12 protein-coding genes are annotated in these 13,029 nt (G+C 51.1%); 2 read left to right on the forward strand and 10 right to left on the reverse strand.

Going from position 1 to position 13,029, the window contains the following annotated elements; genetic code table 11:
- Positions 1-894 precede the first annotated feature (894 nt).
- Positions 895-1,191, reverse strand: coding sequence for a hypothetical protein (locus AC0LWF_RS06830; RefSeq protein ID WP_474650796.1), 297 nt, complete (start codon positions 1,189-1,191; stop codon positions 895-897).
- Positions 1,192-1,193: 2 nt separating this feature from the next.
- Positions 1,194-1,637 carry a hypothetical protein gene (locus AC0LWF_RS06835; protein WP_474650797.1) on the reverse strand — a complete coding sequence of 148 codons (444 nt, stop codon included), beginning with the start codon at positions 1,635-1,637 and terminating at the stop codon, positions 1,194-1,196.
- Between the two features lie 156 nt (positions 1,638-1,793).
- On the opposite strand from AC0LWF_RS06835, the gene AC0LWF_RS06840 reads away from it, so the two are divergent.
- Complete coding sequence (locus AC0LWF_RS06840; protein WP_474650798.1) at positions 1,794-3,326, forward strand: class I adenylate-forming enzyme family protein; 1,533 nt, start codon at positions 1,794-1,796, stop codon at positions 3,324-3,326.
- Between the two features lie 52 nt (positions 3,327-3,378).
- Here AC0LWF_RS06840 and AC0LWF_RS06845 read toward each other — a convergent pair whose 3' ends face one another.
- The 6 genes from AC0LWF_RS06845 to AC0LWF_RS06870 all read right to left on the reverse strand — a co-directional run bounded on the left by AC0LWF_RS06845 (position 3,379) and on the right by AC0LWF_RS06870 (position 9,207).
- Positions 3,379-4,356 (reverse strand): C40 family peptidase, encoded by a 978-nt coding sequence (locus tag AC0LWF_RS06845; RefSeq protein WP_474650799.1) that lies wholly within the window; start codon positions 4,354-4,356, stop codon positions 3,379-3,381.
- A gap of 349 nt (positions 4,357-4,705) precedes the next feature.
- Complete coding sequence (locus AC0LWF_RS06850; RefSeq protein WP_474650800.1) at positions 4,706-4,942, reverse strand: KTSC domain-containing protein; 237 nt, start codon at positions 4,940-4,942, stop codon at positions 4,706-4,708.
- A gap of 100 nt (positions 4,943-5,042) precedes the next feature.
- A complete protein-coding gene (locus tag AC0LWF_RS06855; RefSeq protein WP_474650801.1) occupies positions 5,043-5,570 on the reverse strand; it encodes a class I SAM-dependent methyltransferase in 528 nt (175 codons plus the stop codon).
- Between the two features lie 209 nt (positions 5,571-5,779).
- Positions 5,780-6,265 (reverse strand): zinc ribbon domain-containing protein, encoded by a 486-nt coding sequence (locus AC0LWF_RS06860; protein WP_474650802.1) that lies wholly within the window; start codon positions 6,263-6,265, stop codon positions 5,780-5,782.
- A gap of 239 nt (positions 6,266-6,504) precedes the next feature.
- Positions 6,505-8,127: an ABC-F family ATP-binding cassette domain-containing protein gene (locus tag AC0LWF_RS06865; RefSeq protein WP_474650803.1), complete on the reverse strand. Its 1,623-nt coding sequence runs from the start codon at positions 8,125-8,127 to the stop codon at positions 6,505-6,507.
- 135 nt (positions 8,128-8,262) lie between these two features.
- Positions 8,263-9,207 carry an MBL fold metallo-hydrolase gene (locus AC0LWF_RS06870; protein WP_474650804.1) on the reverse strand — a complete coding sequence of 315 codons (945 nt, stop codon included), beginning with the start codon at positions 9,205-9,207 and terminating at the stop codon, positions 8,263-8,265.
- A 397-nt stretch (positions 9,208-9,604) separates the two neighbouring features.
- Here AC0LWF_RS06870 and AC0LWF_RS06875 point away from each other — a divergent pair, with 397 nt between their 5' ends.
- A complete protein-coding gene (locus AC0LWF_RS06875; protein WP_474650805.1) occupies positions 9,605-10,789 on the forward strand; it encodes a conserved virulence factor C family protein in 1,185 nt (394 codons plus the stop codon).
- A 471-nt stretch (positions 10,790-11,260) separates the two neighbouring features.
- Here AC0LWF_RS06875 and AC0LWF_RS06880 read toward each other — a convergent pair whose 3' ends face one another.
- Both AC0LWF_RS06880 and AC0LWF_RS06885 read right to left on the reverse strand, forming a co-directional pair.
- Positions 11,261-12,061 carry a phosphotransferase family protein gene (locus AC0LWF_RS06880; RefSeq protein ID WP_474650806.1) on the reverse strand — a complete coding sequence of 267 codons (801 nt, stop codon included), beginning with the start codon at positions 12,059-12,061 and terminating at the stop codon, positions 11,261-11,263.
- A gap of 20 nt (positions 12,062-12,081) precedes the next feature.
- A complete protein-coding gene (locus AC0LWF_RS06885; protein WP_474650807.1) occupies positions 12,082-12,885 on the reverse strand; it encodes a transglutaminase domain-containing protein in 804 nt (267 codons plus the stop codon).
- Positions 12,886-13,029: the final 144 nt, after the last annotated feature.

Genomic DNA, 13,029 nt, shown 5'->3' on the forward strand with positions numbered 1-13,029 from the left:
TTCTCTTCATACGACTGTTTCCTACCAATGTAGATACCTCGAGTACTCTCTTTCCCTCCAAATTTCGGTTCTCCACCAATGTAGATACCATGAATACTCTCTTTCCCGCCATACCCGGTTTTCCACTCATGCAGCTACCTGGAGCACTCTCTTCTACCTACTTCATCACTTTTCCGCCAATAAAGATACCTCGAGTACTCTCTTCCACCTGATCCTCAACTTTTCCGCCAGTGTAGGTACTTGGAGTACTCTCTTCCCGCAAAGGGGACGGCTGGGACTAGCTCGAGACAGCTGAAGTGAGTTCAATGAGCCCTAGTTAGTGTCGGTTCGAAGAGTTTGGAGAGTTTGAGGAGTTTGGGGGAGCTTGAGGTGCCGCTTTGAGTCGTTGTACCTCAAAAGCGTAAAGACTAAGCAAATTGGATGACCATTTTACTGTGTCTACTTTATTGACAGAAGTACATTTACGCTCTCTCAGCTCCATTTTCACACGGCGAGCGGGGGGCAGTTTGCTCCGAGAGCACGTATACGTTCTCTCAGCAATTTTTTAAGTTAGTTATGGAGCTGAGAGAGCATATTTGCTCTCTCAGCTCCATTCTCACGCGATGAGCGGGGGGCAGTTTGCTCCGAGAGCACGCATACGTACTCTCAGCAATTTTTTTAGTTCGTTTTGGAGCTGAGAGAGCATATTTGCTCTCTCAGCTCCATTTTTACGCAGCGAGCGGGGGGCGGGTTGCTCCGAGAGCACGTATAAGTGTACTCAGCAAATTTCGAGTTCGTTTTGGAGCTGAAAGAGCATATTTGATCAGTGAGCGTATAATTTCTTAAACAACAAAAAAAGAACCCAACGTCCAATTGCGTGAAAAACTCGCGGGTTCTCTTGTCATTGCAATTCATTTAATTTGATGCCTTGATGGGTTCAAATATCGCCATTTGTCTTTTTCCAATCTTGACGGATTCGATTCTTCTGAACTTCTCGTGCTTCAGCTTTTGACTCTTGTCTGCAACGACCGCTAACACGGAATGCGTAGGTTCTAATAGTTCATACATACTTTCAAAAAAGTCGACTAACGGATCTGAGCTGCCGCTGCTCCAAGTAACAATGTCGCCATAAGGAAGGTCTGTAATGGCAATATTCACTCGGTTAGGTATGTCTGTATTATGATCAGCAGCGGTGACATCACTCTGAAACACAGTCACGCTCTCCATATTGAGCCTGCAATATAATTGCTTAATTTCTCTGCACTTTCAAGCGCCAAAATATGAGACTCTTTATTATACAGCTCAATGTACTCTTTAATTTGCTCTTTCCGTTTATTTATTCCAGTAGCCGTGAGCAAGGACAAGTTTTTTTCAGCAATCCCAAGTACATCCGCATTAATGTCGGAGGCATAGATCCTCTGAATTCGATCGTTATGAAGCAATCCGATTACGGTGAGCAGGTAAGCCCCGCCGCAGCAAGGATCATAGATGGAATATGGACCTTTGCTCCCTTTGGCTTCTAAAGCTTGAAAGCATCGCTGAACAATCTCGCTTGCCAGCCTTACAGGAAATGCCGTTGTTCCTTGCGCGTTATAGAGCACCCTTCCGCTTGCAAAATCCTCATAGTTTTCTTTGTTTCTCTCATACTTGTATTCCATTATTGGCGGCCCCCTTCCGATGTGCTCGCTTCATTATCTCATTAGCAGATGTTATGGATTTAATTGGAAAAACCGATCCCTCATTATGACTCATAAATGATATGCTCTAATAAATCCGAGTTATCACACCCGATAAATTCATTTGGAGGCGATGATATGCTTTTATCTGAACGACTTCCACTCGCTGCAAGCCTGTACCCTGAAGCGCCGGCGCTTGAGCGTCATGGTCAAATACTGACTTATGGGGAGCTTCATCGCCTTGCCAATCAGCTTAGCCACGCTTTGCATGCAGAGGGCCTCAGGCCCGGTGATCGGCTTGCTCTTCTAGGGGAGCCCGATCCGCAGCTTGTCGTCATTCTCTATGCAGCGGTCCAGATCGGCGCAATCCCGCTCGTTCCATCCCCATTGCTGACTTCACTCGAAATTGCCTCCATTCTCGAAGATGCCAAGCCGCACATCTTTATACATGATACTCGTTATACGGAGACCGCACAATCCGCCATACAGCTTCTCTCGAATCCCCCAAAGCGGTTAACGACAGCAGCTCTACAGCTGCTGCTCTTGAAGGAGCTTCTTCCTCCTCCAGCCGGCGCATGCAACCGAAAAGAAGAGGATACAGCCATACTTATTTATACGGGCGGAACGACAGGGAAACCGAAAGGAGTTATGCATTCGCATCGCGGCATGTCGGCCTGGAATCAGCTCACTCCTTCAGCCGGGTTCGGTTATGATCGGGAGCGACGAGTGCTCGTCCACAACATCTCGCATCTTGTTGGACAGTTTCAATTGTGGGCAACCATGGCTGCTGGCGGATGTCTTGTCTTTCTGGACGAGTATCCCGCCAACCTGCAAAGCATCCTTACGGCGGTGGAACGCGACCGAATTACACAGCTTAGTACGGTCGGCAAGCTCCTCCGTGATATGACCCGCGAAGCGGCTGCGACCGGCCGCGATACATCAAGCTTGAAGGTCATCGGCTGCGGAGGGTCTATCATCGCACCGGAGACGCTGCGGGAAGCGGTTGCTCAGTTCCCAGGAGTCACGATCGTCAACAACTACTCGCAAGCGGAATGCGGCATGTCGATAAGCCGATTATTTCCGATCCATCATCTGAACGAGCCAGTCCGGCTGCGCTCCGTAGGCCGACCAGCCGATCTCGGTGCCCAAGGGGAACATGCCTTTCAAGTACGGATTATCGGCGAGGACGGCCTAGAAGCAGCCACCAACATGGCCGGTGAAATTGTTGTTCGTGGCGCGCAGACGATGATTGGGTATTGGGGCAATCCAGAGGCGTCTAATGCAGCGATAGCAGAGGACTGGATACGAACTGGAGATATCGGCTATCTGGATATAGACGGCTATCTCTATGTATTGGATCGGCTGAAGGATATGGTTATCGTTGGCGGTTCCAACGTCTACTGCGCTGAAGTGGAACAGGTCATCTCCACTCATGAGATGGTTATTGACGCAGCGGTGGTGGGACTTCCACACCCGCTCGAAGGTGAGCAGCTCGTCGCTTGTGTTGCATTACAGGATGGAGGCAGCTTGGACTTAGAGCAGCTTCAAGCGCATTGCGCACCAAGCCTTGCCCGGCACAAATGGCCCACTCAGCTGCTCATCCTCGATGAATTGCCGCGAACGGCTGTAGATAAGGTGGACAAGAAGCAGCTGCGATTACAGCTTCAATAAAGAAAGAGCCTCACCTCCACTTGCCGTGGAAATGAGGCTCTCTATAGTTACTTTACAGTGCGCTGCCGCCGAACAGGAAGCGGTAATCCCACTGCGTGCCTGCGATGTCGCTTGTACGAACGCCGCCGGACTCTGTGGAGTACGTGTGCAGGATCTGGCCATTGCCGAGGTAAATACCTACATGCGTAATCGTTTCAGTCGCTTTGTTTACACCTGAGTAAGACGAAGCTTTGGTACCCTTGTAGTCCATAAAGAACATCAGGTCACCGCGCTTCAATTGATGCCAATCTGTCTTCACAGCACCATTAGCTTTCACAAAGTCGCCTTGCTTGCGGGAATCCGCAGGCAGTGTAAGGCTTGCGCCTTCACGGAATGCTGTGCGAACGAAGTCGGAGCAATCGAACGTCGTTGTTGTGTCACGGTCGGAACCAAACTCATACGGCGTGCCCCAGTATTTCATGCCAGCTGCGATAATATTCTCAATCTTCGCGGATTGGGACGGCGTAGATGGCGTGGATGGTGCAGTGACTGTGCCTGCTGGCATCGAGAATGCCGGACCAGTCGTTATGTATTGTTCTTGCGTGCTGACATAACCCTTCTTGCCTTTCGAATCTGTCACTGCATACCAAGCGCTATTCGGCTTGCCTGTGATCAACACCGACTCGCCTTGGTTCAGGAGACGGATCTTCGAGCCGTCTGTCGATGGCGAAGTACGGAAGTTTACCGATGCTGCAATTGTTGCGTTGTAGATAATATCGATATATTTGTCCGAGGAGGATACATAACCGATTGATCCGTACATGTCTTGCACTCTGTACCAGTACGCGTTCGTTGCTTCGAGAATGACGACGTTATCGCCTGTTTTAAAATACTTATAGACGGTGGACGTTGTGGACGGCTGGCTTCGGAAGCTTACACTGGACTGGATCTCACCGACGACCGGCGATGTCCCTTGTGCAGCCATGGCGGCAGGAATAACGAGCAAAGCAGTTAAGATGAAGACAAGTAACGCTGCTGTAATCTTTTTCATGATGCTTAACTTCCTCCTCAAGTAATGGATAAGTTGCTTCGTGCTGTAGGCTCTATAGCCCTGCAACAATTGTACGTTCGAGAGACTACTCGACATATCGTCCGCTTGTCTCATTTGTCGATCACTGCCGTAGTCGATAAGCCCTATCGCCATGCGGCTGAACAGCAAAAAAGACGCCTCCCGACCGGGACGTCTTTGTACGATAAAACGCTTATTTAGTTAGACGAAAGCTAACTTTTCCCTGCATTTACAATCCATTCACAACTGGTCCTATTCCAATGCCAAAAGTACTATTTGGAAGCAAAATCGCCCTTAACATGTAAATAATACCAATAACTTTCTCCTAGCCTCAATCTGGCTTCAGCTCTGGGATATTGGTATCAATTTCCGCTTCAGTATGGCTCTTCTTCATTATCATCATTAGCGTATCATAGCGGTTCGGCGAATCAATGATAGATTGGTAGTCGGTCTTGCCAATGGATGAGAAGATGGCGACATCACCTGTATGATAATACAAATACAGTGACGACTCGCCTTCGTTATACGAACAGAATGCAATTTGCTTAGACTCCACCGGTACGAGCATGGCCTACGCCTCCCAAGCGAGCTTAATTTACAAGTTCATAACTATATATATCCATATGGCAACGAATAAAGCACTTGGGAGGTGAACACTTTTTGAACGCTTACATCGTCTTGATGGCGAGCAGCGCATCGACCGGCTCGTGATCTGCGCCTAACGCCCGGACAAATGCCGGATTGAGCTTGTCATGCTGCCCTTTTAAAATAATGACTTTATACCCTAGAGCCTCCAGCTCCTCTACTTCCCAGCCGCTGTGATGCTCCTGATACCGCTCGCCGTTCAGCCCAAAATGGTCGATGCCCTCCTGCGGAAAGTAGCCGCGAGGGGTGTAGATAATAACATGTTTCCTTGCAATATGCTCCGCTTCTCTCAGTACCTTAATCCCATTGAGCTTTGTGAAATGCTCCAGCGAATCGAATAGCGACACCGCCGAGACGGACTTCGGCACGAACAGCTGACCAATAGTTAGCGCATCAGCATGAATGGGAATAATATGCGGCGATTTCGTTACCCGGTTAATGAGATATGGTCTATAAATGTCCAGCGCAATAATTGTGCTGAAGAAATCCAGATTGTCCAGCATCACGCATGGGCCGCTCCCAATATCGAGCAAGCTGTCCGTCTCCTTCATGTGCTCCTTAATCGTCTCCAATATGCGATAGTCGAATGTTTCGTGTGCTATCTCCCACGCCTCCTTATACTCCCGATTATGCTAGTTATTCTATGAGTCTTTGCGGGAATCGGTAGCGGCGCTTGTCTGAGTACAAAAAAAGCAGCCTCGGTTATGAGCCGTTAATGGCTGCTCGAGACTGCTCCATATGTGATTCGTTTTCTCAATTGTTATTCAAAATCATTCGCTGTGCCGGACAGACCGGAGCCACAGGAAATGCAGAACCTCGAATTCAGCTCATTCTCCGTCTTGCATTGGCTGCAAATAACGACGATCTCGCCAATTGTTGTTTCCACCTTCGGCTCTTCCCCAAGCGAGCTGCCGCAATCCGGACAAAACTTCGTATCAAGCGCAACGACCTTGCCGCATGTGCAAGTCTTCTCGAAACGAATCGCCTTAATGCGCTCTTCAAGGATGCCTATCTCTCCAGTCAGCTCGTCAACCTGATGGCATGCATTGCCCACTTCCTGCTCGGTCGCCGCAAAGTCCTGAATCTGATGGCCGCGGTATACCGCTGCGCCGATGGCTGTGTACAGCTTCTCAATCTCTTTCTCTTTGCCGCTGATTTGCGCCTTCAGCTTCGTAATCTCAACTGTCTGCTGAGCCTTCTTCGCCGCATCGGAAGCCCCTTGCTTCACTTTATCGAAAAATGACATCTATGATCGACTCCTTTGAACTTTTCGTCTAATTGTGTCGTTTCTATCATTTTAACATAAACAGATAGGCCTGGTCACGAATCGCACGACTTGTTTAGCCGGTCCGCTTCTTGCTCTAGTTTATGAGGCCTCCAGGGGCGAAAGAACCAGCGAAGCCGCAAAAAGGAGCTGGCGTTGGGCCAAAAAGAAAGGACCGCACTCCGTGGAGTACAGCCCTTCCTATTCTATAGATGTTGCGATTATTCAGCTGGGTACATACGCTCGCGGAGTGCTTTTACTTCAGCGCTCTCAAGGTATTCATCGTAAGTCATAATGCGGTCGATAACGCCGTTTGGCGTAATTTCGATAATGCGGTTCGCGATCGTTTGGACGAACTGATGGTCATGCGATGTGAAGATCATCGTGCCGTCGAAATCGATCAAGCCGTTGTTGAGCGCTGTGATGGACTCGAGGTCCAAGTGATTCGTCGGTTCGTCCATGAGAAGAACGTTGGAGCCGGAAAGCATCATCTTCGAGAGCATGCAGCGTACTTTCTCGCCACCGGACAATACGCTTGCTTTCTTCAGCGCTTCGTCGCCGGAGAAGAGCATACGGCCAAGGAAGCCACGGATGAAGCTCTCGTCCTGATCCTTGGAATACTGGCGCAGCCAGTCAACAAGGTTCAGCTCAACGCCTTCGAAGTACTTCGCGTTGTCTTTAGGGAAGTACGCTTGCGTGGTTGTTACACCCCACTGGAATGTACCTGCATCTGGTTCGATCTCGCCCATAAGAAGCTGCATAAAGATCGTCTTAGGCAAAGTGTTAGGACCAACAAGTGCGATTTTGTCGCCTTTGTTGATGGCAAGCGTCCAGTTTTCAATCAGGTTCACGCCGTCAACAGCCTTCGTTAAGCCTTCCGTCAGCAGCAATTGCTTGCCCGCTTCACGCTCAGGCTTGAAGTTGATGAACGGATATTTCCGGTTGGATGGACGAATGTCATCCAGCGAAATTTTATCAAGCAGCTTCTTACGGGAAGTCGCTTGCTTGGATTTGGATTTGTTGGCACTGAAACGTTGGATGAACGCTTGCAGCTCCTTGATCTTGTCTTCCTTCTTCTTGTTGTTGTCGCGCATAAGCGTAAGCGCCAATTGGCTCGACTCGTACCAGAAGTCGTAGTTACCGACATACATCTGGATCTTGCCGAAGTCGATGTCCGCGATATGCGTACATACTTGGTTCAAGAAGTAGCGATCGTGAGATACGACAATAACGGTACCTTCATAACGCGAAAGGAAATCTTCAAGCCATTTGATCGACTGCATGTCAAGATGGTTGGTAGGCTCATCGAGCAGAAGGATCTGCGGATTGCCAAACAATGCTTGCGCGAGCAATACGCCTACCTTCTCATTACCAGACAGATCCGACATTCGCTTGTCGTGAAGCTCTGGTGGAATACCAAGTCCATTCAACATGCCTGCCGCTTCGGACTCTGCTTCCCAACCGTTCATATCTGCGAATTCCGCTTCCAGCTCGCCTGCGCGCATGCCGTCTTCGTCGGTAAATTCCGCTTTCGCATAGATTGCGTCTTTTTCTTTCATCACTTCATAAAGCTTCTTGTGACCCATAATAACCGTCTCGAGCACGAGGAAGTTGTCGTACTCGTAATGGTTCTGCTTCAGGACCGCAAGGCGCTCGCCCGGCGTAATGTGAACTTCACCGTGCGATTGCTCTACTTCGCCGGAAAGAATTTTCAAAAAAGTCGATTTGCCGGCGCCGTTCGCACCGATAAGACCGTAGCAGTTGCCTGGCGTAAACTTAATATTAACATCTTCAAATAGCGCACGCTTACCGTAACGAAGCGTAATGCCGCTTGTACTTATCATTAGACTTAATCCCGTCCTTCACTAATCATCTTAATCATCACTCCATTATAACACAACTTATGGAGCGGATGCTTTATTGTTATTATTTAAAAGTACTGTTAAAAGTACGTTTTAAGGCATGACCTCCGGTCACTCTTACACTTCTTTGTCAGTATTTTTAAGGATTTTTGTTTGACCATGGGGCAGAATCATCAGACTTTCGCTCGGGAGCTTCAGTCTTCTATGCTCCGCGTGAAGTCGATCGAGAGCTTCTTTCGGCGTATCATCAGCCAGCCTGTAGGAACCGTAATGCATCGGCACGAACACGCTAGCGCGCACATCGAGGAACGCTTGCAGCGCCTCCTCTGGCGTTACATGCTGCGGTCCCATAAACCACTCAGGATCGTAGGCGCCAATTGGCATCAGAGCGATGTCGATCTGGAAACGGCTGCCGATCTCTTTGAACCCGTCGAAATAACCGCTGTCCCCTGCAAAATAGATCGTCGGCTCATTTGCACGCTCAATCACGAAGCCGCCCCAAAGAGAAGAGTTCGTATCCGTAAGCGTACGGCGTGTCCAGTGCTGCGAAGGGACGAACGAAAATTTGACGCCGCTGATGGTTGCAGACCCCCACCAGTCGAGCTCGATAATCGACGAGAAGCCCTTGCGCCGCAGCTTATCTGCAAGGCCGACAGGCGCAATGATGGTGATGCTGCCGGGCAGCTGTTTGAGTGATTTGATATTCAAATGATCATAATGAGAATGTGAAATAAGAACGACATCAATTGGCGGCACATCCGTTATTTCAATGCCGGGCTTCACCATTCGCTTCTGGAACGCAAGCTGCTCCGCCCAGATCGGGTCTGTAATAATGTTCAGTCCCGAATTTTGAATAAGGAATGTCGAATGACCGATCCAGGATAAGGAAGGGACCGTCCTGTTCTCGTGAAGGAACTTCAGATCGGGTTCCACGACGGGAACGGTGTAGGAATAGTCTTTCTGTTTCATTTTGCCAGCGCGTTCTCTGCGCCATTGCCGCACTTCCTTGAAAGTGCGAGGTACTGCTGTCGTATCCAAATTCTCATACCGCATCGCTATCATCTCCCATGACAAAGCTGCTGATCGTGAAGTACATTGATTGAAGTAAGCTTGGCGTTACGAAAAGTGTAAATATAATGAGGTTTGATGATACAAATGGCATACTGTTCAATGTTCATGTTCACAGGAATCAGCTTAATCCACTTTCTCTTTGTAAGTCTCTCTCTCTCAAAGATACCAAGCTTAATTGGATTAAGCAAACGAGAGGGACCGCTTGTTCCAGTTCACCCTGAGAAACCTCTGATTTGGGAGGATTTGTGGGGATTGGCAAAGGAAAAGACCGCTGAGTGAAGTGGGCAAAAGCGAGCAAGGCAGACGGTTTGTAGTTAGGTATGGAGATGGTTTACACTTATATCAATAGTGCATGGGATTTGCGGGCAAGTTAGGGGGAGCGATTGGAATGAAATTGACGGGTATTGAACCGACGCCTAGTCCGAATACGATGAAGTTGAATGTCGATGCGAAGCTGCCTGCAGGGCAACGTTTTAGCTTGGTTGTTAAGGATGCGGAGAGCGCGGCTGAGCCGCTGCGCAGCCTGCTTGTTATTGAAGGCGTGCGCGGCTTGTTCCGCACGGCGGACTTTATTGCGCTCGACCGGAAGGCGGGGGCGGACTGGGCAGCGATATTGGACGCGGCGAAGCGCGTGCTCGGCGAGAGCGAGAGTGCCAGCGGTGCAGGTGCCGGCAATGGTACGCTAGGCGCGGGCGAAGCGTTTGGCGAAGCGCATACGTTCGTGCAGCTGTATCGGGAGATCCCGATGCAGGTGCGCGTACGCACGCCGGGCGGCGAAGCGCGCGCAGCGCTTCCGGCGGCTTTTACAGAGGCGGTGACGAAGGCCTCTGCTGCTTCGATGATTCGCGAGCGGAAGCTGGAGGAGCTCGGCGTGCGTTACGGCGAGCCCGAGGAAATTGCCGCGGAGCTCGTACGGGAATTGACAGCCGCGTATCCGCAGGAGCGGCTGGATGCACTTGTCGCGTCAGCGATCGCGCTTGGCGCGGAAGGCGCAGCCGGCGAGGGCAGCGCCGCGGCGGCGGCGGCGGCGCGACCTGCGCCGCTCACGGCGGAGCAGCTCGCGGAGCTGCTCGGGTCGCCGGAGTGGAGCGTGCGCTACGAGGCGCTCAACCGCACCGCGCCGGAGCCGGCGATGCTGCCTTTGCTCGCCAAAGCGCTTGAAGACGACAACGTCTCCATCCGGAGACTGGCCGTCGTCTATCTTGGCGAGCTGCGGCTGCCGGAGGCGATGCCGCTCCTGTTCGCGGCGCTCCGCGACGCTTCGGCTTCCGTGCGCCGCACCGCCGGCGACACGCTGTCCGATCTTGGCGATCCGGCTGCGATCGCGCCGATGATCGAGGCTTTGCACGACCGCAACAAGCTCGTGCGCTGGCGCGCAGCGCGGTTCTTGTACGAAGCCGGCGACGAGTCCGCGATCGAGGCTCTGCGCGAAGCAGCGGCTGACCCGGAATTCGAGGTCAGCCTGCAAGCTCGCATCGCGCTCGAGCGCATCGAGCGCGGCGAAGAAGCTGCCGGGTCCGTCTGGCAGCAGATTACTTCGCGCAGCCGGGATGGTAAGGACGGCAATGCATAGATATGGGAAGGGCAGTAGAGTGTCTACTCTGCTGCCCTTTTGGGTGATCCTAGATGGAGCATTCGTTCTGCAAGTAATCCAAACATTACTGAACTTCTTCAAGTGACACATCGTTACAAAGGATAGATAACCAAGGCACGGAGTAATTAAGGGTAAATATTTCGATATGTTTTAACCCCTCAAGCTCGTAATGTCTCAACAGTTCACTCTCGGCGTTTACCTTGATATGAATGATGGTATAGCAACTATCGGTATTAATTACTTCATCTGATAATGGCAGTATGTCTCTTATAATCTGAAAATCCGCCTTTACGCAATTAGTAAAACATAACTTTAGTTGTCTAGTTTCAGAACGACCTGCCTGAATGTCCCAATAGTAGTAGGGGGAGCAGCGGGGTATGGATGCCAATCCGATTGAAGAGCCATCCTTACTTTAACTGCGTGCTACCAAGTAAAGCATTTTTTCGGAAGTTAGGTGAACCCCCGCAACTCTACCAATTTCTTCTCTCTCTCTTTCCCCTCGCCCAGCTCGCTAATCCGCACCGCTAACGTCGGTGCCCGCCACGCTTCTACATCCTCCATGCTCAGTCCCGAAAGCGCGAAGATGGCATCCATATAGACCTGTGTGAACAGCTCCTGATATCTAGTTATTCTCAGACTCAACTCTTCCGGCATATCCGGGGGTAGCTCGCTTCCCGTTAGCAGCAAGTAGGTTCTCGCGACGTCTGCGGCGGGATGTCCGACGAGGGCGTTCATCCAGTCAATAATCTGGGGTCCATCAGTCGTGAGAATAATGTTGCCGGGATGAAAATCATAATGGCAAAGAGCTCCGCCATCCGGCAGCTGATCCAATAGCGACGCAAGCTTCGCCTGCTCCGCATCACTCAGCTCCCCGACCCGCTGAATGCTTCGCCCCAGCTCCAGCTTCAGGTTCGGAGTAACGTCCGGCCGGATCTGATGCAGCTCATGCTGAAGCTCCGCTAGCATGCGAGCATTCGCAATCACACTTTCCTCCGTCGCCTGAATATGACCCAGCATCGTCGGTCCGTCTGCTTTCTCGTAGACGAGACTCGCACTTCCCTCGTAATGCTCAATCCCTACGAACTTCGGCGCTTTAACACCGGACAAGCCACCAACCGCTCGGGCGGTCCTTGCCTCTTTCTCCGCCTCTTGCTGCGCACGGCTAGCATCGTGAAAGATCTTAATAACCTCGGATTCGCCCCACTCATATACATTTGCCGTAGCCCCCGTGCCAACCAATCGACCTCGCATCAGCAGTCACTCCCCTCTAATCATCCCATTGCAGCCGGATACGCCGCAGCGTCCCACTTGTGATCAACGCGCATTTGCGCATCGCTCTTCAAATAATACGTATCGCTCGCCACTCCCGCGCGATCCGGCACAGGATCATCCCATGTGGCGTCTAGGTGATACCACGAAGACCCCAGTCGGACCAAGTTCCAAACATGGCTGCCCGAAGCGACGGTTCCTTCAATAATACGCGCCTCGATCCCCGCATCCTCCAGCATCCTAAGAGCAAGCAACGCGTATCCCTGACACACCGCACTCCCATTCACCAGCGCATCATACGCGGTATAGTGCAGCAGCGATTCGTCATAGCGTACATGCGTAACGATCCAGTCATGAATCGCCCGCACCTTCTGTTCAGGCGTCATGCCAGCATCTACAACCGTCGGCAGCAGCTCCGCCACTCGCCGCTCCACTTCATCGGTCTGAGCAGCTGACTCGCGGTATTGGATATTCACCTTCACCTTCGCGGCTGCGCCGAAGCTGCGGATCGTATAAATATAAGAGTCTACGATATATTTCATATAGTCGTCCGACGCCATTAGGCCACTAACCAGCTGATCGACTCCTGCGCTCAGCTGCTTGCGGTCACCGGAATAATCCGCCGTCAGCTCAAGCTCATGGGCGTGCAGCTGAAGCTCGAGCTCATCCTGCAACGCTTCAAGTGAAGCAGGAGCCGCAGACACCGGCGAATAGCGAAAATCCGAACCAAGTCCCACCGCCAGCATCAGCGCGACGAGTCCTAATCGCTGCAACGGCCGCCCCAGCTTCCCTCTTAACCTCATCATCCTGCGGCTCCCCCTTTCTTTTCGCATCCTAAGCCTCATTCTCATTCTCATTCATAATCTTATTCGAATCTTTATTACCTATTATATCCATTTCGCTCCATCAAAAAAAGCGCTCCCCAGCCGCACACAGTGTGCAGCCAGAGA

This window comes from Paenibacillus sp. sgz302114 (assembly GCF_056120345.1).